Here is a 25,190-nt window from a genome sequence, read left to right as displayed (position 1 = left end):
GAATGCCATCGTGCGTTGATTTTGGCGCGCCTCAGAGGTCCGTCAGGAACTTGGCGAAGGTCATCGATCCCTCGGGCCAGGGGCCAAAGCCTGAATCCTCGCTGATATGGCCGGTTTCTCCGGCATCGATGAACAGCGAGCCCCAGGCGCCGGCGATGTCCTCGGCGACATCGAAAGGGCAGAAGGGGTCGTTGCGGCTGGCGATCACGATGGAGGGAAACGGCAGCGGTTCGCGAGGATAAGGGCCGAAAGTCATCAGATGTCTTGGCTTGATCTTGGGATTCGCGACGTCCGGCGGTGCCACGAAGAAGGCGCCGGCGACCGGCTTCCGGAACTGCGGAATGGCTTGTACGGCCGCGGCCACTCCAAGTGAGTGAGCGACGAGAACGACAGGTCTCTCGGCCTCGTTGACCGCCTTGGCCACACTCGCCGTCCAGTCCTCGCGCACCGGCTTCGACCATTCCGCTTGCTCGACGCGGCGCGCCGTGGACAGTTTCGATTGCCAGCGGGTCTGCCAATGCTCAGGCCCCGAATTGGTGTATCCGGGAATGATCAGAATATCTGCGTCCTTGACTTTCATGGCGCTCAGATAGCGAGCGCGATTGCCTCATGCAACCGTTGATGGGCAGGCTTCTGGTCGTAACGGTGAACACCATGTTCGCTTTTCGCTGTCTTGTGTGAACGATGAAGATCGACGATCTCTGTCGGGAGAGAAACAGCCGTGGAGGACCGGGATTTTGGCGCTGACACGACGTAGAGTGATCGGCGCCGCTGGCCTCCTGGCTTTGGGAGCTTCGCGAGACGTCGCCGCAACGGAGACAATGATGAGCGAACTGCCATTTGCCGCCACCACGCCGGTGAGCGTCGCCCGCGTCGGTCTGAAGGCGCGTGATGCCGAAAGTCTTGCCGCCTACTATCGTAAAGTCGTCGGACTGCAGGAATTGAGCCGTGCCGAAGGCGCGATCACGCTCGGCGCCGGCAGCCGTCCGCTGCTGGTGCTTGAGCCGGACAGCTCTGCCAAACCGGACGATCCGCGCAGCGCCGGCCTGTTCCATACGGCTTTCCTGCTGCCCAGCCGTGCCGATCTCGGACGCTGGATCAACCACGCCATCTCAGACAAGATCGCTATCGAGGGCGCTTCGGACCATCTGGTCAGCGAAGCGCTCTACCTGACCGACCCCGAGGGCAACGGCATCGAAATCTATGCCGACCGCCGCCCGCAGGATTGGAAATGGAACGGCGACAAGATCGCCATGGCGACCGAGCGGATGAACATTCCGTCTGTCGTTGCCGAAGTGCCGGCCGGCGATGCGGGATGGCAAGGCGCGCCGGAAAACAGCATTGTCGGCCATGTCCACCTGCGCGTCGGCAGACCGGAAGAGGCCGAAGCCTGGTGGAACCAGGAATTCGGCTTCGACACGGTCGCCAAATATGGCGGCCAGGCGGTGTTCCTGTCGTCGGGGCATTATCACCACCACATCGGCGCCAATGCCTGGCAAAGCGCCGGCGCCGGCCGCCGCGACCCCTCCCGCTCGGGCCTTGCCTGGGTCGAGATGCGTTCGGACAATGTGAGCAGCGAAACGACCCGTGAGGATCCTTGGGGCACGGTGATCAGGACCGTGCCGGGTAAGGCTTGATTGGACGTCATCACGGCACCTTCTCCCCGTAAACGGGGAGAAGGAAAGCTCATGCTCCTCCGAACACCCGCTTGAAGATCGTGTCGACGTGCTTGGTGTGGTAGCCCAGGTCGAATTTCTCGCGGATTTGCGCCTCCGGCAACGCGGCTGTCACTTCCTTGTCGGCCAGAAGTTCCTCAAGAAAATCAGCGCCTTGTTCCCACACCTTCATGGCGTTGCGCTGCACCAACCGGTAGGAATCTTCGCGTGACAGGCCGGCCTGCGTCAGCGCCAGCATGACGCGTTGCGAATGCACAAGGCCGCGAAACTTGTTCATGTTGTTCAGCATGTTGTCGGGATAGACGACCAGCTTGTCGACGACGCTGGTCAGGCGTGACAGCGCGAAATCGAGCGTCACGGTGGCGTCCGGGCCGATCATGCGCTCGACCGAGGAGTGCGAGATGTCGCGCTCATGCCAGAGCGCCACGTTCTCCATCGCCGGCAGCGCCATGGAACGCACCATGCGGGCAAGGCCGGTGAGGTTTTCGGTCAGCACCGGGTTGCGCTTGTGCGGCATCGCCGACGAGCCCTTCTGGCCCGGCGAAAAATACTCTTCCGCTTCCAGCACTTCGGTGCGCTGCAGATGCCGGACCTCGATCGCCAGCCGCTCGATCGAGGAGGCGATGACGCCGAGGGTCGCGAAGAACATGGCGTGGCGGTCGCGCGGAATCACCTGAGTCGACACCGGTTCCGGCTTTAGTCCGAGCTTTGCCGCCACATGTTCCTCGACATAGGGCTCGATGTTGGCGAAGGTGCCGACCGCGCCCGAAATCGCACAGGTGGCAATGTCTTCGCGCGCGTGCACCAGCCGCTCGCGGCAGCGCGAGAATTCGGCATAAGCCTGCGCCAGCTTTATGCCGAAGGTCGTCGGCTCGGCATGGATACCGTGGCTGCGGCCGATGGTGACGGTGTCCTTGTGCTCGAAGGCGCGGCGCTTGAGCGCTGCAAGCAACGTATCGATGTCGGCCAGCAGAATGTCGCTGGCGCGGGTGAGTTGCACCGCAAAGCAGGTGTCGAGCACGTCCGAAGACGTCATGCCCTGATGGATGAAGCGCGCGTCGGGCCCGACGAATTCGGCAAGATGGGTGAGGAAGGCGATAACGTCATGCTTGGTGACGCGCTCGATCGCGTCGATCTTCTCGACGTCGAATTCGGCCGCGCTTCCCTTTTCCCAGATCGTTTTGGCCGCTTCCTTGGGGATGACCCCCAGTTCGGCCAGCGCGTCGCAGGCATGGGCCTCGATTTCGAACCAGATGCGAAACCGGGTTTCGGGCGACCAGATGGCGACCATTTCCGGCCGGGAATAGCGAGGGATCATCGGTCATTCCTGATGTGTCGGAGGGATTTGTCCGCGTCCTAACAGAGGCGGACCAAATGCTCAACGCTGCTGCCGTGCAAACCAGAGGCTGACGGCGAACAAGGCGACGAAACCAAGCGGGAAATAGAGCCGGATGCCCAGCACCACGAACTGGTAGGACGCCACCGCCATCGTGAAGGCGAGCTGAAAGCCCCATGTGAGGGTGAATACGGGCGCATGCCATTCGGCATAATAGGAGCGGTATTGCAGGGCATACAGCAGGGCGGTGAGGCCGATCGTTGCGGCAGCAAGCCCTACGAATATCGCCGCGAAGGCGACCTCCCGGCCCCTTCCGAGCGAAACCAGCCGTGCGGCAAACAGGCCAACCGGAAAGGCCAGGGCGCCGCCGACGGCAAACAGCAGGGACACGGTGCGGATCTTGCCCGGCGTCACCCAATTGTCCAGCAACAGGTTGACGAGTGCGCTGGCGCCCATGGCGGCGGCCCACAGCAGCGCACCGAGAAGCGCTGCACGCAGTGTCGGCATGGCGCCGCGAAGGTGGTGCAGGGCGCGATTGCGCCTGACGGGTTGGACAAGCTCTGTCACAGGCGGCCGGTCACGGCGATCCAGCGAAAGTCCGGCCCTTCGAAGCCATACTGGCGCACCGCGATCAGCACCGCATAAGCGCTGAGGCTGTCCATCGAGAACGTCTGCACCGCGCCGATGCGGTAGCCGTTCGGGCAGCCCCGGCTCTTGGGGATCGCTTTGTCCTCGTGCAGCAATTTGGTGGTGCCGCCATCCCGCGCCTCGATACGCAGCAGCCGGAAGCCATTGATCTCGCCCTGGCTGGCGCAACTTTCGGTGTCATTCATGCCGATCTCGTCGAGCCGGAACTCGAGCGGCTGGTCGACAGGGGAAAAGATCGGTCGCGGATTGACCACTATGCGATGTGGATCGGCCGAAAGCTCGGTCACCGGGTTGGAGCCGGCGGTGATGCCGCGGTTGGCACTCAGCTCGGCCTGGCTGACAATGGCCTCGCCCTTTTGCCGGGCCTGAAGGCGGGCAGCGTCGAGCGTTGCCTTCTCGTCGTCGAGCCGGACCCTGACCGGCGTGCCCTTGAGAAAGCTGTCGTTGCTCGTGTCGATGTAATACCGGTTGGCATAGGGAAAGCCCGACCCGTCCTGGATGCCGTACTCCTCGAAGGCGAACACGCCGCCATCCCGGGTGAAGCCCAGGATTTCGAGCTCCGCGACATCGCCGGCCTGGGCAATCGACGCCGCGAACTGCGTGGCCAGGCAAACGGCAAACAGGAAAAGCGTCCGCATTGTCATCGCTCCTTCGGCCTGATCGCTTCAATCCCTAGCACGACGAGACCAAAACGTCGTGCGGACCAAGGCCGATGCATCCAAACCGCTCGTCATTTGTTATTGTCGGCAGTCCCAAGGGAAACCCACCCCAATGGAGAAGCTAACATGACCGACACCAGCAAAATTCGTGAGCACATGGACGTCGTCGGCGCCGACGGCGTGCATATCGGCACCGTCGACAAGGTCGATGGTCAGCGCATCAAGCTGACCAAGGCCGACAGTGGCGAGGGGGCTCACAAGGGCCATCACCACTATATTTCCCTGGCCCTGGTTGCCGAGGTCGATGGCAAGAAGGTGTGGCTGTCCGCGAATTCCGATGTCGCGGTGACGTTCGAGGAAGAAAAATCCGATCCGGTTTGATCGACGGCTTTAGCCAGCCTAGTGACGTGACGACCAGACGGGAAACAGGTCGTTGTCGGCTGGCGTCGCGGCAAACACGCCACGGCTGATGGCGCGCGCCATAGTGGCGCCGGCGGCGGCGTAGAGGTCGATTGCCGCGTCGGCGGTCAGTTCGACCCCGCTCTTGCCGGTGGCCAGCGCGAACACCAGGTCGCCGTCGGCCGGCGTATGGGTCGGCCAGATGGCGCGTACGAAGCCGTCATGCGCCGAAATCGCCAGGCGTTTGGCGGCGGCCTTGGTGAGAACCGCGTCCGTGGCAATGACCGCGATGGTCGTGTTGCCGCCGCTGTCCATCTGCCGTCCGTGATCCTTGTCCCGGTATTTCAGCAAAATCCGCTTCGCGTCCTCGGGCATGGGCGAGGGATAACCAAGCCCGCCGAATTCATCGCCGATTTCGAAGGGTGCCGCCCAGAAATGGCGGGTGCGGCCGACGGTCACCGAGCCGGTCGGGTTGACGGCGGCCAGCGCGCCGATGGTGATCCCATTGTCCAGCAGTGTCGAGGCGGAACCCAGGCCACCCTTCAGCCCCGACGTCAGTGCACCGGTTCCGGCGCCCGCCGTGCCAAATTGGAAATCGACAGCGGCAGTCTGCACCGACTCGTAGCCGAGGTCGCGATAGGGGGGATAGCGGCCCCAGTCCTTGTCGCCGCCATTGCGCAGATCGAAGAGGATCGCCGCCGGCACGATCGGTACGCGGAAGCCGCCAACCTCGAAGCCGATGCCGCGTTCGCGCAATGCGGCCTGCACGCCGGAGGCAGCATCGAGGCCGAAAGCCGAACCGCCTGACAGCACCACGGCATGGATCGTCTCCACCAAATTGTGCGGTTCCAGCAGATCCGTCTCGCGGGTGCCAGGCGCGCCGCCAAGAATCTGGACTCCCGCGACCGGCGGCTCGTCGCAAAGGACGGTCGTCACGCCGGACTTCAGCCTGGCGTCGGAAGCATTGCCGACGCGCAGGCCCATGACATCGGTGATGAGATTGCGTGGACCGGTGCGGAACATCAGTTGTTTTCCAAGGGCACGAAGCGGGTGCCGTCGAAGCGGAAGACACGGTAGAGGCTCTGGCTGAGGTCGCCCTTGTCGTCGAAGCGGACCGGTCCGATCGCCGTGGTGAAATCATGCCCGGTGAGTGCCTCGGCCAGCGGCCCGCCGGAGCCTGCTGCGTCCGACGATGCGGCCTTGGCGATCTCGACCGCAGCATAAGCCGGCAGGGCGTAGCCGTCCGGCACGATCTTGTGCGCGGAGAAGCTTTCCAGCACTTTGGGATCCGCGACATCGGCCCATTCGGGTGGCGCGATCATCAGCGTGCCGGTCGCGTAAGGCACGTCGCCGGGCGGCGTGCGCAGGTTTTCGCCGCCGGCAAGGACGATGCCCGTCTGGAGCTGGGCGGCATCGCGCCCCATGATGGCGATGTCGTCGCCGTCGCCGCCGGCAAAGACATGCGTGGCGCCGGCCTTTTTCAGCCGTCCCACCAGGCCGATCTGGTTGTCGAGCTGCGGCCGGAACGTGTCGACGAAGACCGGTTTCAGTGCCGCCTGCTCGGCAGCAGCACGAAATGTCTCCGCCATCTCACGGCCATAGATGGTGCCGTCGTCGATGATCGCGAACAGCTCGTTCCGCCATAGGCGGGTAAGGGTGGAGGCGACGGCATTGCGCTCGTCGTCGCCTCGCGGGCCGAGGCGATAAACCGGCCAGCCGGTCTTGGCGCGGCGGTCGGTCAGGCTTTCGGTTCGCACACCAACGGTGATGACAGGAATATTGGCGTCCTTAAGGACAGGCATCGCCGCCTCGATCGCCTCCGTGCAGAGGAAGCCGATCACGACATTGACCTTGGCTGCCACGAATTCCCTGGCCGCCGCGGCGCCGCCATCGCCGGTGCAGGCGTCATCAACAGTCTTGAGTTGGATGCCGTCCACCTCTGCCGCGAGCCCGGCGCCAGCCTCGATCTGCCTGCCGAGGATGGCCGATGGTCCCGACAGGGGTGCTGCGACACCAATCGTGAGCGTCTGTGCGCTGGCGGCGCCGGCCATGAACAGCCAGGCCAGCGCTGCGGTTATGGTTGCCCCGGATCGCATGCTGCCGAAGAATTCCTCCAAGCCCGCGACGTCGCGCAGGCGTCAAATTCCCGCCAAGACCTAAAGGCTGCCCGGCCTTGGTGCAACACGCGAATTCGGGATATGGGCCAAGCACTTCGCTTGTGGCATGTGATGTCTGGCCATATATGTCAGGTGAACAATGGCCATGGAATCTTCCAGTGCTGAAGAAGAACGATATTGGACCGCAGGCCTATCGCGACGCGATGAGTCATTTTGCCGGTCATGTCCATGTGGTGACCACCGACGGACCCGCCGGAAAGCGGGGGACGACGGTGATCGCGGCATGCTCTGTGTCGGATACGCCGCCGACCATCCTGGTCTGCCTCAATCGTGAAAATGCCAAGAATGAGCTGTTCGTGAAGAACGGCAAATTTGCCCTGAACACGCTGGCTTCGCACCAGGAGCCGCTGTCGATTGGATTTTCCGGCATGACTGGCCTGCCGGTCGAAGAGCGCTTCGCGCTCGGCGAATGGGATGTGATTTCCACCGGCGCGCCGACGCTGAAGGGCGCGCTAGCCGTGTTCGACTGCGAACTGATCGACACCAAGGACCTGGCCACCCATCGTGTGCTTTTTGGCAAGGTGACAGGTCTGCGTATGGGCGATAATTTGCGGCCGCTGATCTATCACGCCCGCGGCTACCACGTCCTGGAAAGTGGGGCCGCCGCACCCGCGGAGAAGGAATGAGCGACTTGGAACCGCGCCCCGTGCCGCGGACGATCGACGAAACGCTCGATCTCCTGACCGGCGCGGACTATGTCGCGGACCGGTCGCTGGCAACGGTGCTTTTCCTGTCTCTGCGCATGAGGCGGCCGCTTTTCCTCGAAGGCGAGGCCGGCGTCGGCAAGACCGAGATCGCCAAGGTGTTGGCCGAGGCGCTTGGCCGCCGGCTGATCCGCCTGCAGTGTTATGAGGGGCTCGACGTCTCCTCGGCCGTTTATGAGTGGAATTACGCCGCGCAGATGATCGAAATCCGCATGGAGGAGGCCGCCGGCAAGGTCGACCGCTCCGCCATGGAGCGTAACGTTTTCTCCGAAAAGTACCTGATCCGCCGGCCGGTGCTCGATGCGCTGACTGGCAAGACGGGCGCAGCCCCGGTTTTCCTGATCGACGAACTCGACCGCACCGACGAAGCCTTCGAAGCCTTCCTGCTCGAAATCCTCTCGGACTTCCAGGTGACTGTGCCTGAACTCGGCACGATCAAGGCGGAAGAGCCGCCGATCGTCATCATCACCACCAACCGCACCCGCGAAATCCACGATGCGCTGAAGCGGCGCTGCCTTTATCACTGGGTGGACTACCCCGATGCCGAGCGCGAACTGGAGATCGTGCGCCGCAAGGTGCCTCGGGCCAACCAGCGGCTTTCGGCCGAAGTGGTGTCCTTCATCCAGAAGCTGCGCCAGATCGAGCTGTTCAAGGTGCCGGGCGTCGCCGAAACCATCGACTGGGCCGGCGCGCTGACCGAACTCGACAAGGTGGCGCTCGATCCGGAGACCGTGTCCGACACGATCGGGGTGCTGCTGAAATACCAGGACGACATTGCCCGCATCGGCGCGGGCGAGGGCCGGCGCATCCTCGATGAGGTCAAGGCCGAGCTCGCGGCGGCGGAGTAGGGTGGTGAAGGCGTCCCGACCCGACCCTGGAGAGGCGACGGCGGACGGCCGGATCGCAGACAACATCGTCTATTTCGCCCGCGCCTTGCGCAAGGCCGGCATGCGGGTCGGGCCCGCTTCGGTCAAGGACGCGATCGAGGCGGTGCTCGTCGCCGGCATCGGCTCGCGTGATGACTTTTACTGGACCCTGCACGCCGTTCTGGTCTCGCGGCATGAGGATCATGCCACCTTCGACGAAGCTTTCCGACTGTTCTGGAAATCGCGCGAATTGATCGAGAAGCTGCTGGCGATGTTTTCGCCGGTGGCGCCTGACGTCAGGCAGAAGCAGAAACCGCGCGCGGCTGAAAATCGCGTCAGCCAGGCGATGTTCGAGGGTCATCGGAAAAACCAGACGCCTCAGGAAATCCCTGAGATCGAGGTCGACGCCCGCTTCACCTTTTCCGGCAACGAGCTGTTGCGGGGCAAGGACTTCGCGCAGATGAACGCAGTCGAGATGGCTGACGCCAGGAAGGCGATCGCGGCGTTGCGGCTGCCTGTCGACATGGTGCGGACCAGACGCTTCAAGGCCGATGCGCATGGCCGCCGCATCGATCCACGTGCCATGATGCGCTCGGCGGCGCGCACCGGCGGTGAATTGATCCTGCCGAAATTCCGCTCGGTCCGCGAAGTTCATCCGCCCCTGGTGGTGCTGGCCGATATTTCCGGTTCGATGAGCCAATACACGCGCATCTTCCTGCATTTCCTGCATGCGCTGACGGAAAAGCGCCGGCGCGTGCACACTTTCGTCTTCGGCACGCGGCTGACCAACCTGACCCGGCAGATGCGCCACCGCGATCCCGATGCCGCCCTTGCCGATTGCTCGGCGGCGGTCAAGGACTGGTCGGGTGGCACGCGCATCGGCGATACGCTAGCCGAGTTCAACCTTGTATGGTCGCGACGTGTGCTGGGACAGGGCGCGGTGGTGCTTCTGATCACCGACGGGCTGGAGCGCGACGATATAGGGGGCTTGGCGGAAGAAATGGAACGGCTGCACAAATCCTGCCGGCGGCTGATCTGGCTCAATCCGTTGTTGCGCTTCGATGGTTTTCAGGCGCGCGCCCGCGGCGTCAAGGCGATGCTGCCGCATGTCGACGAATTCCGCTCGGTGCACAATCTCGACGCGCTCGCCGATCTCTGCACCTCGCTGGACAAGAAATCGGTCCTTTCCGTCGATCCACGGCGGTGGATGGATGCTGGCGCAAGGCGCGCCGCATAGCCATATATTTTCCGGCTTTTGGAAAAACAGACCCTGAGAGAAGCAACGATGAGTGACAGTCTTTATCTCGATGAGGCCCGCGACCCGCTGATCATCGCGGAAGCCTGGATGAAGGACGGCAAGGATGTCGCTGTCGCGACCGTGGTCGAGACCTGGGGTTCGGCGCCGCGCCCGGTCGGCAGCCACCTTGTCATCGATGCCGATGGCAATTTCCACGGCTCAGTTTCGGGCGGTTGCGTCGAGGGCGCTGTCGTGACCGAGGCGGTCGACGTCATCGGCTCCGGCAAAGCCAGGATGCTGGAGTTCGGTGTTGCCGATGAGACCGCCTGGCAAGTCGGCCTGTCCTGCGGCGGCCGCATCAAGGTTTATGTTGAGCGATTGGGCTGACCTCCGATGGATCCTTATGCGCTGAAGACGCTCAACGCCGAGCGGCGCGCCCGCCGCGCGGCGATCCTCGTCACCGATCTCGGTGATGGTCGCGACCGTATCGTGCGGGAGGGCGATCAGGTCGCCGGCGATCTCGGAGCGGCGATCGCCAAGGCGTTTCGATCCGGCAATTCGGGGTCTGTCGAGGCGGAAGGGCGGACCTTCTTCCTCAATGCGCATCTGCCGCGGCCGCGCCTGGTGGTGATCGGCGCCGTGCATATCAGTCAGGCGCTCGCGCCGATGGCCCGGATATCAGGCTATCCCTTGGAAATCATCGATCCGCGCACCGCCTTTGCCACATCGGACCGCTTTCCCGATGTCGCCTTGCATGCCGACTGGCCGCAGGACGTGCTGGAACGCCAGCCGCTTGACGCTTACACGGCGCTCGCCGCCGTCACCCATGATCCGAAGATCGACGATTTCGCGCTCAAGGCGGCACTCGACGCCAACTGTTTCTATGTCGGAGCGCTCGGCAGCCGAAAGACGCATGCCAAGCGCGTCGAGCGCCTGCTGGCGCTGGGCGCGAGTGCGGACCAGATCGCGCGTATCCACGCGCCGATCGGGCTGGATATCGGGGCGGCAAGCCCCGCCGAGATCGCCGTCGCCATTCTCGCGCAGACCATTCTTGCCTTCCGCTCACGCGGCCTCGATGCGAAGGGCGCGGCGGCGTGAAATTCGGTCCGATTCCGATCGACGCGGCCGAAGGGGCGGTGCTGGCGCATGCGACCGCGGCCGGCGAAAAGCGATTTCGCAAGGCGCACAGGCTGAGCGCCGAAGATGTCTCCACGCTCAAGGAGGCAGGTGTTTCGCAGGTCGTTGCGGCTGTGCTGGCGCCGGACGATCTCGGCGAGGACGCCGCGGCGCAAAAAATTGCCGAAAGCATGACCTTAGGCGGCATCGAGGCGAAGCCCGCCGCTACCGGCCGGGTCAATCTCCACGCCAAGGCGGCTGGCATCTTCACCGTCAATGCCGCTGTCATCGATGCGATCAATGCGGTCGATCCTGCCATCACCATCGCGACGCTGGCCCAGCACGCGTCGGTCGAAAAGGGCCAGATGGTCGCGACGGTGAAGATCATCCCCTTCGCGGTCTCTTCCTCGTTGGTGGCTGCCGTGACGGAAATCTGCGCCAGCGGCGAAATTTTTGCCGTCAACGCCTATCGGCCGATGCGTGTCGGCGTCATCCAGACGGTGCTGCCGGGCACCAAGCCAACCGTGCTCGACAAGACGCTGCGCGTCACCGAAGCCCGGCTGGCGCGCTCCGGCGGCTGGCTGACGGCGGAGCGCCGTACGCCGCATGAGATCGCCCCTGTCGCCGAGGCCGCCATCGCGCTTGCGCGCGACAACGACATGGTGGTGATCTTCGGGGCTTCCGCCATGAGCGATTTCGCCGACGTCGTTCCGGCGGCGATCGAGGGGGCGGGCGGTACCATCATCCGCGCGGGCATGCCGGTCGATCCCGGCAATCTGCTGGTGCTCGGCACACTCGGCGGCAAGCGTATCATCGGCGCGCCTGGCTGCGCCCGCAGCCCCAAGGAGAACGGCTTCGACTGGGTGCTCGACCGATTGATTGCCGGCCTGGACGTCACCGCGCGCGACATTGCCGGCATGGGCGTCGGCGGCCTGCTGATGGAGATACCGACGCGGCCGCAGCCGCGCGAGCCGCTGCCGGCCAAAAGCCGGCTCAAGGTCGGGATCGTGCTTCTGGCGGCAGGCCGGTCGAGCCGCATGGGCGGGCCGAACAAGCTGATGGCGCTGTTCGACGGCCAGCCGCTGGTGCGCCGCACCGCCGAACGCGCGCTCGCCTCGAAGGCTTCGGGCACGATCGTCGTCACCGGTCATCAGCGCGAGCGGGTGCGCGCGGCATTGTCGGGCCTCGACGTCACCTTCGCCGACAATCCTGATTTTGCCGATGGCCTGTCGACCTCGCTTAAGGCCGGCACTGCCTATCTGCCCGAAGACGCCGCTGGTGCGATGATCGTTCTGGGAGACATGCCGGGTGTCGCATCCGACGACCTCGACAGGCTTATCGATGCCTTCCGCAGGGCCGGCGGCAACTCGGTGGTCCGTGCCACGCACCAAGGCAAACGCGGCAACCCGGTGCTTTTGCCGCGCTCGTTATTCGCGGCAATCGCCCATCTCGAAGGCGACACCGGCGCTCGCCATCTGGTCGAGGCCGAAGGGCTCGATGTCATCGATGTCGAGATCGGCGAAGGCGCGTCCGTCGATGTCGACACCCGAGAGGCACTGGAAGGCGCTGGCGGCGTGCTGCAGGATTGACAAACGGAGGCGGCATTAGCATGCCTGCGGTATGGCTATTCGTACCGTCGCGTGCCGCGCTTTCGTCACGGCAATGCTTTTCTTGTTTTCCTCGGCCGCCAGTGCCGACACATTGTCCCTGAAACCCTTCAAGGACGATCTCTTCGCCTATCCGGCGACGCTGTCATCCGACAGCAACGGCGCCTACACGGTCCTCGACTACCGCGAGATGCGCGACATCAACCAGCGCGACGAGGTGCCGGAAAAACGCGTGCATGCCCAGTACACCGACACCGGCGTGCGCAAGGTGCAGCAGGATCTGATGCTGAAGACCGACGCGGGCGATGTCAGGCATGTCGCCGTCGGTAGGACGCAAGGAGCCGCCATCATCGTGCTTTACCTGCACGGGCAGGGCGGCAGCCGCAAGCAAGGCGTCGACGACTTCACCTTCGGCGGCAATTTCAACCGGCTCAAGAACCTGATGGCCGGCAATGGCGGGCTCTATATTTCTCCGGATTTCCCTGATTTCGGCGACAAGGGCGCAGCACTGGTCGCCGCCCTGATCGACCATTATGCCGAACAGTCTCCGGGCGCGAAAATCTTCGTCGCCTGCGGCTCGATGGGCGGCGCGCTGTGCTGGAAACTTGCCGCACGCAAGGATACTGGTGGCCGCGTGAATGGACTGCTGCTGCTCGGATCGCTGTGGGACGAGGGCTTTCTCGGCAGTCCCGCCTTCAAGCGTCGCGTGCCAGTGTTCTTCGGCCAGGGCAGCCACGATGTGGTCTTTCCCGTGGCCAACCAGGAAGCGTTCTTCCGCTCCATCCTTGCCAAATCAAAAAACTATCCGACCCGCTTCGTGCGCTTCGAGACCGGCACGCACGGCACGCCGATCCGCATGGTAGACTGGCGCGGCACGCTCGACTGGATGCTGTCGAAGGCACCATAAGCTGGATGCTGTCGAAGGCACCATAAGCCTGATGCGCTAGAGGATCTAAGGCGCGGTGTTGTAGTCGACGATCGTCTGCGGGTTCTCCTCGCCGTCATAGGACGCGTCGACGTCATACTGGACCAGCGAGAAATCGCCGTTGCGGAACAGATATGTCCCGGCATCCGAAGCATCGCCGACGCCGCGCCATTTGTTGAGCGTGGTGATGGTGTGAGCGTTCTGGTCATAGCCGGAATTGACCGCCCACCCTGTGGTCCGGAAGCCGATCACCGTTACACTCAACAGCTTGCCGTCGCTGTCGTTGTTCTCGTAGCGTATATCGGTCTCCGGCTCGGCGAACTGCAATTGCCTGACACCGTCCACCTCGTCGGTCATGTAGTAGACCGAGCTTTCATTGTAGGCGGCGGCCGAGCAGGAGAAGTGGAACAGCCGGGTCTCCTTGTCAGGATCGTTCGGCTGAGCATTCCTGTCCTTGTATTTGATCGAAAAGACCTCCGGCTCATTGGCCAGGCGGTCCTTGTCGCATTGGTCGCCATAGGTCGCCAGGAGGGCCTTCTTGGCCTGTTCCAGTGCGGTGTCCTTTTGCGGCGGCGGCGGACCGTCGCCGCAACTTGGCGGCAAAGCCTCCTCGAAGTCGGCTGTGGAGGGCTTCAGCGCTCCCTTGTCGATGAAGATAGGCTGGAACGGCGGCGCCTGGATTTGGGCGTTGACCTGGCGCAGCGTATAGCAGCCGGCGAAAACCTTCGCCTCGCCCTTCTTGTCGGTTGCCTGGATGGCGACCGGGACGTTGTAATAGATGCTGCCCGCCGCGCCCTCGTCCGAAATCGGACCGGTCTTGACCTCCACCTTGTCGGTGCCGTCATAGCCTTTGGCGAATGTGTCGAAATCCTTTGCCGGCTTTGTATCACCGAAGTAGCCCCAGGCGCGGGCGAATTCATGCCGGTTGATGGCGCTGTAGAGTGAATGCACGACCGCATCCGCGCTCGACCGATCATCGACGTAAGGCGCTTCGGGCGTATCGGCTGCGGCCAATGCCGCGTGGCCTGTCGTGGCAAGGGAGAGAAGGGCAGTCGCTGCGAAAAGGGCGCGTCTCATCGGGAATCTCCGCTCGATAACGAAGATTCTACCGCAGCGATTGCGGCGACGTGGTGACGCCATGCGGCCACCGCTTGAAGAATCGCGCCTGAGAGCGCTACGTCCTCGCGCCGGCGTTCCTGCCGGACAGGAGATCCGACGTGACGATATCGATGTATGAGGCATCCGTGCCCGTGTTTTCAGCCAGGCTGAAAGCACTTTCCAGTGTGCTGGCTGCAGCCGAACAGAATGCGCTTGACCGCAAGATCGACCCGCAGGTGTTTTTGACGGCACGGCTGGCGCCCGACATGTTCGCACTTGCCAGGCAGGTGCAGATCGCAACCGACCATGCCAAGGGCGCGCCTTCACGGCTGGCCGGCCGCGAAGTGCCTAAATATGAGGACAATGAAGCAAGCTTCGCCGATCTCGAAGCGAGGCTCGCCAAGACGGTCGCCTACCTGGCGACTTTTTCCGCAGCCGATATCGACGGGTCGGATGACAGGATGATCGAACTGAAGCTGGGGGGCCGGGAAACGACGCTGAGCGGCATGCAATATCTGCTGCATGTGGCCATGCCCAATTTCTATTTCCACCTGACCACCGCCTACGACATCCTGCGCCACAATGGCGTGCCGCTGGGCAAGGCGACATTCCTCGGATCGCGTTGAGAAATCGGACTTTGAGATGTCCCGGGTCGATCCGGGACATCTCGCAACCTGCTTAGCGGATGGACATTTCGCGGGCGATGCGTGGGAAATCGGCGGGCTTGATGCCGATGTCGGCGCGCTCGGCATTGCTCATCGAATAAAGGAGCGCGAGCGCCGCGCGATATCTCAGATGTTCCTGCGGGCGCGGCCGGGCGAACATTTCCGTGAAGAAACCCATAATTCAGGCTCCTGGTTGGTCCTCCACATCAGGCAATATAGATGAATCGTGAAGATTGTGCAGTGCAGCATATGCATGCCTGCCATGTCCGGATGTTTTTTTGAAATTTTTTTGCAGCAAGGTGAAACTCTTGCGCCGCGCCCAACGTAGGCTTCGAAGCTGGTACATGGCCAGTTTTCCTCGCCACTCCTGGCGAATTTCCGGACTGCATGAACATGCAGTCCGGCTTTTGCCTGCGCCTGCGGTAACGATCCCCTGAATGGAAATTAGTTAAGACCGGCGGTATTTATTTTTAACGAGCTGGTTCTATGGTCTGAAACTCGAACTGTCGGGCATGGGGGAGGCTGATATCGCTACCGGCGCCAAGCGGGATTTTGCGTCACTGCTCGACGACCTCTTCGTTGCCACCGACAAGGGCAACGGCGGTGAGGGCGTAGAGACCGGCGCGCGCCCATCCATCCCGTTCGACTATCTCTCGGTCGCCGATGAACTCCATTCCGGCCGCATCAAGGTATCCGCCGCGGAATATCGCGAGGCCGGCGCTGATCTGGCCAGCGAATTTGCCGCCGTGCTTGAACAGGCAAGGCTGGCGCTGGCTGGCGAAGAGCCGAAGCCTGAAGAAACATTGCCGCCAATCGATCCTGAATCGATCGCGGTCGAACTGGGACTGGAGCAGTCCAAGAGCGCCGCCGACTTCGGCCGCATGCGCCGCAGCTTTGCTTTCGCCAACCATCCCGATCGCGTCGCCCCGCATTTGCGCCAGCGCGCCATGATCCGCATGCAGGTGGCCAACATGCTGATCGACGAGGCCAAGCGCCGCGCCGTGGCCGCCGCACGACGCTAACCCCGCTCTGCTCACGCAAAAGTCGGCCTGGCAAGGCTTGGAGAGCGCCTCTGCTTTTCCTATAAGATGCGAACTCCTCCCCGCGCAGCCGCGCACATATGCCCTCCGGAGCAGAATCCCATGCACAAACGCCGTCTCGGTCGGACCGATCTTCTTGTTACCCAGATCTGCCTTGGTTCGATGACCTGGGGCCAGCAGAACACCGAGGCCGAAGGCCATGCCCAGATGGACCTGGCCTTCTCGCGCGGCGTCAATTTCATCGACACCGCCGAACTCTATCCGATCCCGCCCAAGGCGGAGACGCAAGGACGGACCGAGAAGATCATCGGCAGTTGGATGAAGGCCAAGGGCAACCGCGACAAGGTGATCCTGGCCTCCAAGGTCGTCGGCCGCACGGCCAACAGCTGGTTTCGCGGCGACCGGCCCTCGCAATTGGTGCGGGCCGATATCTTCGATGCCATAGACAAGTCGCTGGCCAAGCTTGGCACGGATTATCTCGACCTTTATCAGATCCACTGGCCGGAGCGGGACATCCCCTGGGGCGCCAACCCGACGCGCGTCGGCGCCGTGGCGCGGCGTGCCGATTCTGTCGGCGCGCCGGTCGGTGAAACGCCGATCGCCGAAACGCTCGCGGTGTTCGATGACCTGGTGAAGGCAGGAAAAATCCGCCATTTCGGTCTCTCCAACGAGAGTTCCTGGGGCGTGATGCGCTTCCTTGCAGAGGCCGACAAAGGGATCGGTCCTCGCGTCGCCTCGATCCAGAATGCCTACAACCTCGTCAACCGCACTTTTGAGGTGAACCTCGCTGAGGTCTGCGAGCGCGAAGGGGTGTCGCTGCTTGCCTATTCGCCGCTTGCCCAGGGTTATCTGACCGGCAAATACGATCATGGCGCCCGCCCGCAGGGCTCGCGCTCGCAGCTGTTTAACCGCGGCCAGCGTTACGAGACGCCCAATGCCGCCGAAGCGCAGCTCGAATACAATGAGCTGGCGCGCTCTTTCGGCCTGGAGCCGGCGCTGTTTGCCAATGCCTATGTCTCGAGCCGGTCCTTCGTGACCTCCAACATCATCGGTGCGACAACCATTTTCCAACTGGAGATGGCGCTGTCTTCGGTGGATGTCGTCTGGACTGAAGAAATGCAGAAGGCGGTGGATGCCGTTCACCAGAGGGTCGGCAATCCCTGCCCGTGACCGAGCCCGGAATTGTCGTGTAGCAGCAAAGGGATGGAGACGATGGTGGATTTTTCGATCGAGGCCGTGCGTGGAAAATTCCCCGCTCTCTCGCTGACCGACAAGGGCCGGCGGCGCATCTATCTCGACAATCCTGCCGGCACGCAGGTGCCGCAGGTCGTGGCCGACGCGGTGTCGCGCTGCCTGCTTACGACCAACGCCAATCTCGGCGGTTATTTTGAAACGACGATCGCGGCACAGCAGGTCGTTGACGAGGCGCATCTGGCGATGGCCGACTTCCTCGGCGCGGCGAGCCCGCGGGAGATTGTCATCGGCGCCAACATGACGACGTTGACCTATCATATGTCACGCACGCTCGGCCGCACGATGAAATCAGGCGACGAGATCATCCTCACCCGCATGGATCATGAGGGTAATGTGTCGCCCTGGCTGCAACTGGCCGAGGACCTCGGCCTCGTCGTGCGCTGGCTGCCGTTCGACGAAAAGACCTGGCAGATCGAGGAGGCGACACTCGCCGGCCTGCTGTCCGGGAAGACAAGGCTGGTGGCGTTGAACTACGCCAGCAATCTCACCGGCTCGATCAACCGGGTCAGGTCCTTGACCCAACTTGCAAAACAGGCCGGCGCGCTGGTTTATGTCGATGCGGTGCAATTCGCACCGCATGGGCTGATCGATGTGCAGGAACTCGGCTGCGATTTCCTGATCTGCTCGGCCTATAAATTCTTCGGTCCGCATATGGGTATCTTGTGGGGCCGGCGCGACGTCATCGACGGTCTGCAAGCCTATAAGTGCCGTTGCTCCTCGAACGGCTTGCCCGAGCGGTTCGAACTCGGCACGCCGCAGATTGAACTGATGGCCGGCTTGACCGCCGCGGTCGACTATTTCGCCGAGCTCGGCGCGGCGGCAGGTGAGGGTGGTTCAAGAAGGCAGAAGATCGCCAAGGCGTTCCAGGTCTCCATTGCCCATGAAAACCCGCTGGCGCAAAGGCTGATCGATGGCTTGTCCGACATTTCCGGGCTGACGGTCCGAGGCATCACCGATCCGAAACGGCTCGGCGATCGTGTGCCGACCGTCTCCTTCACCGTCGATGGCATTGTCCCCGAAACGATCGTGCGGCAGATGAACGCCGAGAACATCTTCGTGTGGTCGGGCCACAACTATGCCTGGGAGATCATCCATCAGCTCGGCATTCCGGCCGAGCAAGGCGTCGTGCGCATCGGCATCGCCCATTACAACACCGCGTCCGAAATCGACGAGACGCTGGAAAGCGTGCACCGGGTGATTGCCATGCTCAGGCAGCAACGCTCCTGACTTGGGCTTGAACTCTCACCGCGCCTTGCCGCCAAAGCCGGTGAGGAAGGCGGTGAGATTGTCGCCGAGTTCGTCGCAGAGATAGCCGCCTTCTTGGACGATGACCGCCGGCAGGCCGAGCCCGGCGATGGCCTCGCCGATGCGCGAGAAGCCCGGCGTCGTCACCGAAAGCCCGCCGAACGGATCGCCCTCGAACGCGTCGAGGCCGAGCGCCACGACCAGCACATCGGGGGAGAAGGCGCGGATACGCTGGAACGCCACGCCGAGCGCTTCCAGAAACGCCGCATCCGCGGATTTGCGCGGCAGCGGCAGGTTGAAATTATAGCCAAGCCCGGGACCTTCGCCGCGCTCGTCGGCATGGCCCCAGAAGAACGGGTAGAACCGCACCGGATCGGCGTGCAGCGACACCGTCAGCACGTCAGGTCGCGCATAGAAAATGCCTTGCGTCCCGTTGCCGTGATGCAGGTCGACATCGAGGATCGCCACGCGGGCCGCCTGCCTGCGCAGCACTTGCGCCGCCACGGCTGAGTTGTTGATGAAGCAGAAGCCGCCGGCGGCATCGGCGAAGGCGTGGTGGCCGGGCGGGCGGCACAGCGCATAGGCGGCCGACGCTCCGGCCATGACGGTTTCGGCGGCCTCGACCGCGCTCCAGGCGCTCCACAGCGCGCTCTGCCATGTCTCGCCCGAGATCGGGCAGGCGGTGTCGGCCATGTGGTAGCCGGCTTGGCCCACTGCTGAGGCCGGATAGGAGCCGTTGCGGGCGATCGGGTGGATGTTGGGAATGACCTCGGCCGACGCCCCTTCGATCCGTTGCCAGCGTTCGAAAATATGTTCGAGGAAGTCGAGATACTCGGGTGTGTGCACCGCCGAGATCGGACCGAGGCCGTGATCGCGCGGTCGCTCGACCGTGCAACCAGCTGATTTTGCGCCGGCTAACAATCTTTCGACGCGCTCCGGCTGTTCAGGGTTGGGCTGCGCCGCGCCACTGGAAAGAAAGGCCCTGGGATCGTGGCGCTTCTGCTCCTGCGCATAGAAGGCCTTCATTGCTGCTCCCCATTTTCCGGCGCGTCGGCGAAGGCGAAAAATGCCTCACCGATGATTTTCTGCGTCTGCTCGTAGCTCGACCAGGCAATGCCCAGCCGTTCGTAAAAGGACTTGGCACCCTCATTGTCGGTGTCGACCGACAGCCTCAGATACACGCCGCCCTCTTTGCGGCACTCGGCAGCCACGCGTCGCAGCAGGCGTTCGCCGATCTTGCGGCCGCGAAACCGGTCCTCGACATAGAGGTCCTGCACATAGACGCCAGGCCGTCCCATCCAGGTCGAGAAGATCGGGAAATGCAGGCACAGCCCGGCGAATTCGCCGTCGACTTCTGCGATGAGGGTCGAGAAGGCGGGTTTTTCGCCAAAGCCCCAGCTTCTGAGATCGTCCGCCGTCGAGATGATTTCCTCGGGCGCCCCGATATGAGTGCCAAGCTTCAGGATCGCCGCGTGAATGGTTTCGACGTCATCGATGGTGCCGGGGCGAAGGATAACCGCACGCGTGACAGGTACAGTGGCAGGAGCGGGCGCTGTCATCTCGTCAAAAAGCCACCCTGTCGCCGCCCTTGAGCGCCAGCATGTCACGCGCTTCGGCCGGCGTGGCGACCTCCAGCGACAGTCCATCGAGAATGCCACGGATGCGCCGCACCTGGTCGGCGTTGGACTTCGCCAGCTGGCGGCCATCATAGAGGCTGTCCTCCAGTCCGACCCGGACATTGCCGCCCATGGCTGCGGCGATCGAGATCAGCGGCATCTGGTTGCGGCCGGCGGCCAGCACCGAAAACTGGTAGCTGTCGCCGAACAATTTGTCGGCGATGCGCTTCATATGGATGAGGTTGTCCGGGTCGGCGCCGATGCCGCCCAGGATGCCCAGCACGAATTGGATGAACAGCGGCCCCGAAACCAGCCCCCGATCGCGGAAATGCGCCAGCGAATAGAGGTGGCCGACATCGTAGCACTCGAACTCGAAGCGGGTGCCGCAGCCCTTGCCCAGCCGCTCGATCACGCCTTCCATGTCGGCGAAGGTGTTCTTGAAGATAGTGTCGCGGGTGGCTTCGAGCAGCTTCGGTTCCCACTCGTGCTGCCAGTCCCTTGGCTTGTCGAGCATCGGGAACAGCGCGAAATTCATCGAGCCCATATTGAGCGAGCACATTTCGGGCTGGGCCCGAAGCGGCGCCGCCAGCCGCTGGTCCAGCGTCATCAGCGAGGAGCTGCCTGTCGTGATGTTGATCACCGCATCGGTCGCCTGCTTGATGCGCGGCAGGAACTGCATGAACACTTCGGGATCGGCGGTCGGGCGGCCATCTTTGGGATCGCGGGCGTGCAGATGCAGGATCGAGGCGCCGGCCTCGGCCGCGGCGATAGCGTCCGCGGCGATCTGGTCCGGCGTCACCGGCAGATAGGGCGACATCGACGGCGTGTGTACCGAGCCTGTAACGGCGCAGGTGATGATGACTTTTCGCGGCGCCATTTCCGCTACCCCCGGCCTTCGACCGGCAGGTCGAATTCGCCCGCCAGAGCCTCAAGCGAGTCGCCGATGATGGAGATGATCTCGCCGACCTGCTCGCCGGTGACGATCATCGGCGGCGCGACCATGAAATTGTCGCCGTCGACGCCGCCCTTGACCCTGCGGCCATAGATGATCAGCCCGCGCTCATAGGCGAGATCAAGCAGGCGCTGCGTGGCTTTTTTGCCCTGCTCGATCGGTTTCAGCGTATCGGGATCGGCGACCATTTCGGCGCCCGTAAGCAGCCCCTTGCCACGCACATCGGCAATGAAGGGGAACCGCTTCGCAAGTTCCTTCAATCCGTCCATCAGCACGTTGCCCATGGCAGCCGCATTGGCAATCAGGTCGAGCCGGTCCATTTCGCCCAGCACCGCAAGCCCGGCGGCGCAGGCGAGCGGATTGCCGGCATAGGTGTGGCCATGCTGGAAGCCGCCGGAAGCGAGCAGCGGCTCGACCAGTCGCATCGGTGCGGCCAGCGCGCCGAGCGGCGCATAGCCCGAGCCGAGCCCCTTCGACAGCGCAACGATGTCAGGCTTGCAGTTCCAGTGGTCGCCGCCGAGGAATTTGCCGGTGCGGCCGGCACCGCTCATCACCTCGTCGTGGATGAGCAGAATGCCGTAGCGATCGCAGATCTCGCGAATGCGCGCATAATAGCTGTCGGGTGCTACCAGGGCCGCGGTCGCAGCACCCCCGATCGGCTCCATGATGAAGGCGACGACGCTTTCGGGACCTTCGGCGAGGATCTTCTCCTCCAGCATGTCGGCGTAGCGGACGCCGCGCTGCTCCATCGAGAGATTGTCGCGGTCGCGCCAGGCGGTCGGTGCCGGCACGGTCGGCATCACCCGCATCATCGGCGTAAAAGTTTCGGCCAGCGCGTCGTCGCCGGTGATCGAAAGCGAACCGAGCGTGCCGCCGTGGTAGGAAGGAAACCGCGTGATCACCTTCCAGCGGCTGGCCTGGCCGGTGGCCACGGCCCATTGCCGCGCCAGCTTGATGCAGGATTCCGTCGCTTCCGAGCCGCCGGACACGAAAAAGATGCGGTCCATGCCTTCCGGCAACTTTCCAGCCAGTTCGCGCGCCAATTCTTCCGCCGGCTCGTTCTCGAAATGCAGCCGGTAGGCGAAGGTGGCGCGGTCCATCTGCCGCTTCATCGCATCGAGCACATTGCGGTTGGAATGGCCGATATTGGCGACCATTGGGCCGCTCGATCCGTCGATGAAACGGCGGCCGTCCTGCGTCCACATGTAAATGCCTTCGGCGCGGTCGATCAGCGGCCGGCGCAGGCTGGAGAGGTAGAACAAATGCGATCGGCGCCGGGCATCAGTGTCTTGAACGGCGGTCTGGGCTTTCGACATGTCAGGACTTTCCGATATAGCGGTCGAGGACATTCTGGGTGACCCGTTCGACCATCGGGTCTTGTCTTAGCAGGCCGGCGACCCATTCGCAGCTTCCGGCATGGAACACCTCGCCCTTGCCGCGTGGAAAATTGACGATCATGCCATTGCCGCGTTTGACCTTTTCGAGATTGGCGTCGCTTGCCTCGCCAAACAAGGTTTCGGCGGTGAAGCGGCCATCCTCGTCGGTGAGGAACTGGTCCTCGATCGGAATGTCGGCGCTTTCCTCGACCTGGCTGGCCATGCCGACTGCCAGCACTTGCAGGCCGTCAGGCGCGCCGCTGTCTGGCGTGGGGTAGGGCAGCCCGCCGCGGATCTCGAAATCGAGCCCGTCGACCTCATAGCCATAGACATGGCTGTCGGCGCCGAGCAGGTCACCATAGTAGATGCCGGTGCCGGCAAAGGCCCAGTGCTCCGGCCGATAGACCGGAAAGCCGCGTACGCCACGTGGCGCGCAGCCACCCCAGCCGGCATAGACGCCCCGTGTCGCATTGAGCCCGAAGGTCGCCGAACCCGGCCGGCCGATTTCCGGTGCTTCCCAGGAATTGGTGGCGCGGGTCACGTCGCCGCCGCGATAGGCCGGGTCCTCGGTGCGGGCGCGATATTTGTAGCAGACCTGCCGGCGGCCCTCATCTTCCAGCCGCGTCTGCCACATGAAATTGCCGGCAAAACGCGCCGCATGGCCGCCGCGTTCGACATAGAAGTCGACCGCGTCGCGCATCTCCCAAGTCCAGTATTCGTCATGGCCGACGAAGACCGCGCAGTCATAACCGTCGAGAATCTCGGGCGAGAAGTGGAGGTCATGCTGACTGGCGAGGTCGACGCCGTAGCCTGATCGTTCGGCGAAGCGAAAAAAATGACTGTCGTAGCTGGCCCAGCCCGACGAGGCGTATTTCTTCGAATGGCCGGTGGCGAGCGCCCATTCCATGTGCGGATAACGCGGCACGGTCTTCGGCGGCACCGCCACCTCCAACGGCACGCGCGGTGCATCCCCGGGCAACACGACGAAGCCGCGGCACCAGGGGCGCTGCGTCGACACGATGGGCGAGTACTGGTCGCGGTCGGGCCCGGTGATGCCCTGATAATGGTTGGAGCCGCCCCAGGTGTTGTAGGCAAGCCAGGTGCCCGTCGCCGCCACCTGCAGCACACGGCCAGGTTTCTTGCCGGGCTGGGGAGAGACGATGAAAATGTGGTGACTTTGGATCGGCTTGCCGTCACGTCCGTCGGCGGTCAGCGTTATCAGGTAGGCGCCGGAGGGCCAGTCGCTCTCCACGCGAAATTCGAAGGAGGCTTCCCAGCCGCAGCCTTCGACCGAGCATTGCTCCGGACTCTCCTGCCAGCGCGCCGCAATGTCCGATTTCTCGAATACTCTCGTCTCGGCACCGCCATCGCGGATGATCCTCATGCCGAAGGACGGAGCGGTCGAGCTGACATGCAGCGTAACTGTCTCGCCGGCGCGATAGGAAAACCGGTCGCTGTAGCACCAGATTTCGCCGCGCTCGCCATCCATGCCCGGCCACTCGTAATAGTGGCCGCGCACCGCGTGGCGGCGCTGCTCGGCTGTCAGCCCGAAATCGGGGAATTCGGTCGGCAGATTGATCATGAAGCCCTGGCCCATCTGAGGCGCCATTTCGGCGATCCGCCCGCCAGGCGTCAAATGGAAACGATCATGCCAGCATTCGTTAGCCGCGCCCTTGGCCGCCTTCGGCAAACCGACTATCTCAGGAAGACGGCGGCAGTTCCGCCATGGGGACAGGTATGCTCAGGGTCCAAAAGGTCAAGGTCTACGACATCTACGTGCCCACGGCGCGGAAGAAGACGCTGCACCCCGAGACCGTCCGGCATCTGGCCGAGGACATGCTCGAGAACGGCATGAAGACGCCGATCCAGGTCCGCCACGATGGCAAGCGGCACATACTTGTCGAAGGCCTGCACCGGCTCGAAGCCGCCAAATGGCTGGGCGAGACCGTAATCGACGCCTACCTGGTGCAAGCCAAGCGCCACTGACACGCGCTCCGCTCGCCGTTTTCAGCCTCCGTTTCCAGAATTTTTCGCGGGCGATGTCGGTTTGCTTTGCGTCGGCTCGTCCTTGGGACGGAAGCCAGATCAAACCGAGGAGACCACCGTGGCCACCAAGCTCGACATCGCCCCCGCCGACGACCGTGAACTGGTTCTCGCCCGCATCATCGATGCACCGCGCGGGGACGTCTATCGCTGCTGGACCGAACCGAAATTGATCACGCAATGGTTCGCGCCAAAGCCGTGGACGACGCCGCGTGCCGAGATGGATGTGCGCACCGGTGGCAACAGCCTAGTCGTCATGGCAGGGCCCGACGGCAACGAGTTCCCCAACCCCGGCGTCTTCCTCGAGGTCGTTCCCGGCGAGAAGATCGTCTTGACCGATGCTTATACCCAGTCATGGGTGCCATCGGAAAAACCGTTCATGACAGTCGTACTGACCTTCGAGGACGAGGGCGAGGGCAAGACCCGCTACATCGCGCGCGCCCGGCACTGGAGCGTCGCCGACCGCGAGCAGCACGAGGCCATGGGCTTTCACGCCGGTTGGGGCCAGTGCACCGATCAGCTCGAAGATCTCGCCAGGACGCTCTGACAGA

The 25,190-nt window shown here is 63.4% G+C and carries 28 protein-coding genes; 15 read left to right on the top strand and 13 right to left on the bottom strand.

All coding sequences use genetic code 11. The features are described 5' to 3' along the window. Nucleotides 1–31 precede the first annotated feature (31 nt). Nucleotides 32–580, bottom strand: a complete 549-nt coding sequence (locus MESAU_RS21495; RefSeq protein ID WP_015318131.1) for an RBBP9/YdeN family alpha/beta hydrolase — start codon at nucleotides 578–580, stop codon at nucleotides 32–34. 244 nt (nucleotides 581–824) lie between these two features. Between MESAU_RS21495 and MESAU_RS21490 the strand changes: the two genes are divergently transcribed. Next, nucleotides 825–1,637: a VOC family protein gene (locus MESAU_RS21490; RefSeq protein WP_015318130.1), complete on the top strand. Its 813-nt coding sequence runs from the start codon at nucleotides 825–827 to the stop codon at nucleotides 1,635–1,637. Nucleotides 1,638–1,686: 49 nt separating this feature from the next. On the opposite strand, the gene purB is transcribed toward MESAU_RS21490, so the two are convergent. Genes purB through MESAU_RS21475 form a run of 3 tightly spaced genes read right to left on the bottom strand, consistent with a single transcriptional unit; the run spans nucleotide 1,687 to nucleotide 4,298 of the window. Further along, nucleotides 1,687–2,994 (bottom strand): adenylosuccinate lyase, encoded by a 1,308-nt coding sequence (purB, locus tag MESAU_RS21485; RefSeq protein WP_015318129.1) that lies wholly within the window; start codon nucleotides 2,992–2,994, stop codon nucleotides 1,687–1,689. A gap of 60 nt (nucleotides 2,995–3,054) precedes the next feature. Further along, on the bottom strand, nucleotides 3,055–3,519 hold the full coding sequence (locus MESAU_RS21480; protein ID WP_015318128.1) for a hypothetical protein: 465 nt from the start codon (nucleotides 3,517–3,519) through the stop codon (nucleotides 3,055–3,057). A gap of 56 nt (nucleotides 3,520–3,575) precedes the next feature. Next, nucleotides 3,576–4,298 carry a DUF2259 domain-containing protein gene (locus MESAU_RS21475; protein ID WP_015318127.1) on the bottom strand — a complete coding sequence of 241 codons (723 nt, stop codon included), beginning with the start codon at nucleotides 4,296–4,298 and terminating at the stop codon, nucleotides 3,576–3,578. Between the two features lie 147 nt (nucleotides 4,299–4,445). Here MESAU_RS21475 and MESAU_RS21470 point away from each other — a divergent pair, with 147 nt between their 5' ends. Continuing rightward, the gene (locus tag MESAU_RS21470; RefSeq protein ID WP_015318126.1) at nucleotides 4,446–4,700 is read left to right on the top strand and encodes a DUF2171 domain-containing protein; all 255 of its coding nucleotides are present in this window, start codon (nucleotides 4,446–4,448) and stop codon (nucleotides 4,698–4,700) included. A gap of 18 nt (nucleotides 4,701–4,718) precedes the next feature. Here MESAU_RS21470 and MESAU_RS21465 read toward each other — a convergent pair whose 3' ends face one another. Next, nucleotides 4,719–5,741 (bottom strand): P1 family peptidase, encoded by a 1,023-nt coding sequence (locus tag MESAU_RS21465; protein ID WP_015318125.1) that lies wholly within the window; start codon nucleotides 5,739–5,741, stop codon nucleotides 4,719–4,721. Further along, a complete protein-coding gene (locus MESAU_RS21460) occupies nucleotides 5,741–6,814 on the bottom strand; it encodes a branched-chain amino acid ABC transporter substrate-binding protein (RefSeq protein WP_015318124.1) in 1,074 nt (357 codons plus the stop codon). The genes MESAU_RS21465 and MESAU_RS21460 overlap by 1 nt, the downstream gene beginning before the upstream one ends. Before the next feature lie 179 nt (nucleotides 6,815–6,993). Here MESAU_RS21460 and MESAU_RS21455 point away from each other — a divergent pair, with 179 nt between their 5' ends. The 7 genes from MESAU_RS21455 (at nucleotide 6,994) to MESAU_RS21425 (ending at nucleotide 13,332) form a co-directional block, all read left to right on the top strand. Further along, entirely contained in the window at nucleotides 6,994–7,521 is a 528-nt protein-coding gene (locus tag MESAU_RS21455) for a flavin reductase (RefSeq protein WP_015318123.1), read from the top strand. Then, entirely contained in the window at nucleotides 7,518–8,447 is a 930-nt protein-coding gene (locus MESAU_RS21450; RefSeq protein ID WP_015318122.1) for an AAA family ATPase, read from the top strand. The genes MESAU_RS21455 and MESAU_RS21450 overlap by 4 nt, the downstream gene beginning before the upstream one ends. Further along, nucleotides 8,413–9,702, top strand: a complete 1,290-nt coding sequence (locus tag MESAU_RS21445) for a vWA domain-containing protein (RefSeq protein WP_083883056.1) — start codon at nucleotides 8,413–8,415, stop codon at nucleotides 9,700–9,702. The genes MESAU_RS21450 and MESAU_RS21445 overlap by 35 nt, the downstream gene beginning before the upstream one ends. 48 nt (nucleotides 9,703–9,750) lie before the next feature. Beyond that, complete coding sequence (locus tag MESAU_RS21440; protein ID WP_015318120.1) at nucleotides 9,751–10,089, top strand: XdhC family protein; 339 nt, start codon at nucleotides 9,751–9,753, stop codon at nucleotides 10,087–10,089. 6 nt (nucleotides 10,090–10,095) lie between these two features. Then, the gene (locus MESAU_RS21435; protein WP_015318119.1) at nucleotides 10,096–10,800 is read left to right on the top strand and encodes an XdhC family protein; all 705 of its coding nucleotides are present in this window, start codon (nucleotides 10,096–10,098) and stop codon (nucleotides 10,798–10,800) included. Continuing rightward, nucleotides 10,797–12,407, top strand: coding sequence for an NTP transferase domain-containing protein (locus MESAU_RS21430; RefSeq protein WP_015318118.1), 1,611 nt, complete (start codon nucleotides 10,797–10,799; stop codon nucleotides 12,405–12,407). The genes MESAU_RS21435 and MESAU_RS21430 overlap by 4 nt, the downstream gene beginning before the upstream one ends. A 73-nt stretch (nucleotides 12,408–12,480) precedes the next feature. Then, nucleotides 12,481–13,332, top strand: coding sequence for an alpha/beta hydrolase family protein (locus MESAU_RS21425; protein ID WP_015318117.1), 852 nt, complete (start codon nucleotides 12,481–12,483; stop codon nucleotides 13,330–13,332). A 45-nt stretch (nucleotides 13,333–13,377) separates the two neighbouring features. Here the strand turns inward: MESAU_RS21425 and MESAU_RS21420 are convergent, their stop codons facing one another. Next, nucleotides 13,378–14,427, bottom strand: coding sequence for a DUF1176 domain-containing protein (locus MESAU_RS21420; protein ID WP_015318116.1), 1,050 nt, complete (start codon nucleotides 14,425–14,427; stop codon nucleotides 13,378–13,380). A gap of 140 nt (nucleotides 14,428–14,567) precedes the next feature. Between MESAU_RS21420 and MESAU_RS21415 the strand changes: the two genes are divergently transcribed. After that, nucleotides 14,568–15,074 carry a DUF1993 domain-containing protein gene (locus MESAU_RS21415; protein WP_015318115.1) on the top strand — a complete coding sequence of 169 codons (507 nt, stop codon included), beginning with the start codon at nucleotides 14,568–14,570 and terminating at the stop codon, nucleotides 15,072–15,074. Nucleotides 15,075–15,126: 52 nt separating this feature from the next. Here MESAU_RS21415 and MESAU_RS30395 read toward each other — a convergent pair whose 3' ends face one another. Further along, entirely contained in the window at nucleotides 15,127–15,291 is a 165-nt protein-coding gene (locus tag MESAU_RS30395) for a hypothetical protein (RefSeq protein WP_015318114.1), read from the bottom strand. A gap of 334 nt (nucleotides 15,292–15,625) precedes the next feature. On the opposite strand from MESAU_RS30395, the gene MESAU_RS21410 reads away from it, so the two are divergent. The 3 genes from MESAU_RS21410 to MESAU_RS21400 all read left to right on the top strand — a co-directional run bounded on the left by MESAU_RS21410 (nucleotide 15,626) and on the right by MESAU_RS21400 (nucleotide 18,634). Further along, nucleotides 15,626–16,135: a hypothetical protein gene (locus MESAU_RS21410; RefSeq protein ID WP_015318113.1), complete on the top strand. Its 510-nt coding sequence runs from the start codon at nucleotides 15,626–15,628 to the stop codon at nucleotides 16,133–16,135. A 120-nt stretch (nucleotides 16,136–16,255) separates the two neighbouring features. After that, the gene (locus MESAU_RS21405; protein ID WP_015318112.1) at nucleotides 16,256–17,323 is read left to right on the top strand and encodes an aldo/keto reductase; all 1,068 of its coding nucleotides are present in this window, start codon (nucleotides 16,256–16,258) and stop codon (nucleotides 17,321–17,323) included. Between the two features lie 42 nt (nucleotides 17,324–17,365). Continuing rightward, complete coding sequence (locus MESAU_RS21400; RefSeq protein ID WP_015318111.1) at nucleotides 17,366–18,634, top strand: cysteine desulfurase-like protein; 1,269 nt, start codon at nucleotides 17,366–17,368, stop codon at nucleotides 18,632–18,634. Between the two features lie 15 nt (nucleotides 18,635–18,649). On the opposite strand, the gene MESAU_RS21395 is transcribed toward MESAU_RS21400, so the two are convergent. From MESAU_RS21395 to MESAU_RS21375, 5 genes are read right to left on the bottom strand one after another with little or no spacing between them, the layout of a single operon-like run. Beyond that, nucleotides 18,650–19,678 carry a histone deacetylase family protein gene (locus MESAU_RS21395; protein ID WP_015318110.1) on the bottom strand — a complete coding sequence of 343 codons (1,029 nt, stop codon included), beginning with the start codon at nucleotides 19,676–19,678 and terminating at the stop codon, nucleotides 18,650–18,652. Further along, the gene (locus tag MESAU_RS21390) at nucleotides 19,675–20,211 is read right to left on the bottom strand and encodes a GNAT family N-acetyltransferase (protein ID WP_015318109.1); all 537 of its coding nucleotides are present in this window, start codon (nucleotides 20,209–20,211) and stop codon (nucleotides 19,675–19,677) included. Before MESAU_RS21390 ends, MESAU_RS21395 begins: the two co-directional genes overlap by 4 nt. A 4-nt stretch (nucleotides 20,212–20,215) precedes the next feature. Continuing rightward, nucleotides 20,216–21,145, bottom strand: a complete 930-nt coding sequence (kce, locus tag MESAU_RS21385; protein ID WP_015318108.1) for a 3,5-dioxohexanoate:acetyl-CoA acetone transferase — start codon at nucleotides 21,143–21,145, stop codon at nucleotides 20,216–20,218. Nucleotides 21,146–21,150: 5 nt separating this feature from the next. Further along, nucleotides 21,151–22,536, bottom strand: coding sequence for an aminotransferase family protein (locus MESAU_RS21380; protein WP_015318107.1), 1,386 nt, complete (start codon nucleotides 22,534–22,536; stop codon nucleotides 21,151–21,153). A 1-nt stretch (nucleotide 22,537) separates the two neighbouring features. Further along, entirely contained in the window at nucleotides 22,538–24,178 is a 1,641-nt protein-coding gene (locus MESAU_RS21375; RefSeq protein WP_174361998.1) for a N,N-dimethylformamidase beta subunit family domain-containing protein, read from the bottom strand. A 155-nt stretch (nucleotides 24,179–24,333) separates the two neighbouring features. On the opposite strand from MESAU_RS21375, the gene MESAU_RS21370 reads away from it, so the two are divergent. Continuing rightward, a complete protein-coding gene (locus MESAU_RS21370; protein WP_015318105.1) occupies nucleotides 24,334–24,582 on the top strand; it encodes a ParB N-terminal domain-containing protein in 249 nt (82 codons plus the stop codon). Nucleotides 24,583–24,700: 118 nt separating this feature from the next. Further along, on the top strand, nucleotides 24,701–25,186 hold the full coding sequence (locus tag MESAU_RS21365) for an SRPBCC family protein (RefSeq protein WP_015318104.1): 486 nt from the start codon (nucleotides 24,701–24,703) through the stop codon (nucleotides 25,184–25,186). Nucleotides 25,187–25,190 lie beyond the last annotated feature (4 nt).

Source organism: Mesorhizobium australicum WSM2073 (genome assembly GCF_000230995.2).
Lineage (GTDB): Bacteria > Pseudomonadota > Alphaproteobacteria > Rhizobiales > Rhizobiaceae > Mesorhizobium > Mesorhizobium australicum.
The sequence above is the reverse complement of the archived record's forward strand: the minus strand, read 5'-3'. Positions and strand labels throughout refer to the sequence as shown.

Excerpts from the sequence above, each read along its gene's own strand:
- MESAU_RS21495 (WP_015318131.1), bottom strand. The coding sequence starts at position 580 with ATGAAAGTCAAGGACGCAGATATTCTGATCATTCCCGGATACACCAAT.
- MESAU_RS21490 (WP_015318130.1), top strand. The coding sequence starts at position 825 with ATGAGCGAACTGCCATTTGCCGCCACCACGCCGGTGAGCGTCGCCCGC.
- purB (WP_015318129.1), bottom strand. The coding sequence starts at position 2,994 with ATGATCCCTCGCTATTCCCGGCCGGAAATGGTCGCCATCTGGTCGCCC.
- MESAU_RS21480 (WP_015318128.1), bottom strand. The coding sequence starts at position 3,519 with ATGCCGACACTGCGTGCAGCGCTTCTCGGTGCGCTGCTGTGGGCCGCC.
- MESAU_RS21475 (WP_015318127.1), bottom strand. The coding sequence starts at position 4,298 with ATGCGGACGCTTTTCCTGTTTGCCGTTTGCCTGGCCACGCAGTTCGCG.
- MESAU_RS21470 (WP_015318126.1), top strand. The coding sequence starts at position 4,446 with ATGACCGACACCAGCAAAATTCGTGAGCACATGGACGTCGTCGGCGCC.
- MESAU_RS21465 (WP_015318125.1), bottom strand. The coding sequence starts at position 5,741 with ATGTTCCGCACCGGTCCACGCAATCTCATCACCGATGTCATGGGCCTG.
- MESAU_RS21460 (WP_015318124.1), bottom strand. The coding sequence starts at position 6,814 with ATGCGATCCGGGGCAACCATAACCGCAGCGCTGGCCTGGCTGTTCATG.
- MESAU_RS21450 (WP_015318122.1), top strand. The coding sequence starts at position 7,518 with ATGAGCGACTTGGAACCGCGCCCCGTGCCGCGGACGATCGACGAAACG.
- MESAU_RS21445 (WP_083883056.1), top strand. The coding sequence starts at position 8,413 with ATGAGGTCAAGGCCGAGCTCGCGGCGGCGGAGTAGGGTGGTGAAGGCG.
- MESAU_RS21440 (WP_015318120.1), top strand. The coding sequence starts at position 9,751 with ATGAGTGACAGTCTTTATCTCGATGAGGCCCGCGACCCGCTGATCATC.
- MESAU_RS21435 (WP_015318119.1), top strand. The coding sequence starts at position 10,096 with ATGGATCCTTATGCGCTGAAGACGCTCAACGCCGAGCGGCGCGCCCGC.
- MESAU_RS21425 (WP_015318117.1), top strand. The coding sequence starts at position 12,481 with ATGCTTTTCTTGTTTTCCTCGGCCGCCAGTGCCGACACATTGTCCCTG.
- MESAU_RS21420 (WP_015318116.1), bottom strand. The coding sequence starts at position 14,427 with ATGAGACGCGCCCTTTTCGCAGCGACTGCCCTTCTCTCCCTTGCCACG.
- MESAU_RS30395 (WP_015318114.1), bottom strand. The coding sequence starts at position 15,291 with ATGGGTTTCTTCACGGAAATGTTCGCCCGGCCGCGCCCGCAGGAACAT.
- MESAU_RS21410 (WP_015318113.1), top strand. The coding sequence starts at position 15,626 with ATGGGGGAGGCTGATATCGCTACCGGCGCCAAGCGGGATTTTGCGTCA.
- MESAU_RS21405 (WP_015318112.1), top strand. The coding sequence starts at position 16,256 with ATGCACAAACGCCGTCTCGGTCGGACCGATCTTCTTGTTACCCAGATC.
- MESAU_RS21400 (WP_015318111.1), top strand. The coding sequence starts at position 17,366 with ATGGTGGATTTTTCGATCGAGGCCGTGCGTGGAAAATTCCCCGCTCTC.
- MESAU_RS21395 (WP_015318110.1), bottom strand. The coding sequence starts at position 19,678 with ATGAAGGCCTTCTATGCGCAGGAGCAGAAGCGCCACGATCCCAGGGCC.
- MESAU_RS21390 (WP_015318109.1), bottom strand. The coding sequence starts at position 20,211 with ATGACAGCGCCCGCTCCTGCCACTGTACCTGTCACGCGTGCGGTTATC.
- kce (WP_015318108.1), bottom strand. The coding sequence starts at position 21,145 with ATGGCGCCGCGAAAAGTCATCATCACCTGCGCCGTTACAGGCTCGGTA.
- MESAU_RS21380 (WP_015318107.1), bottom strand. The coding sequence starts at position 22,536 with ATGTCGAAAGCCCAGACCGCCGTTCAAGACACTGATGCCCGGCGCCGA.
- MESAU_RS21375 (WP_174361998.1), bottom strand. The coding sequence starts at position 24,178 with ATGATCAATCTGCCGACCGAATTCCCCGATTTCGGGCTGACAGCCGAG.
- MESAU_RS21370 (WP_015318105.1), top strand. The coding sequence starts at position 24,334 with ATGCTCAGGGTCCAAAAGGTCAAGGTCTACGACATCTACGTGCCCACG.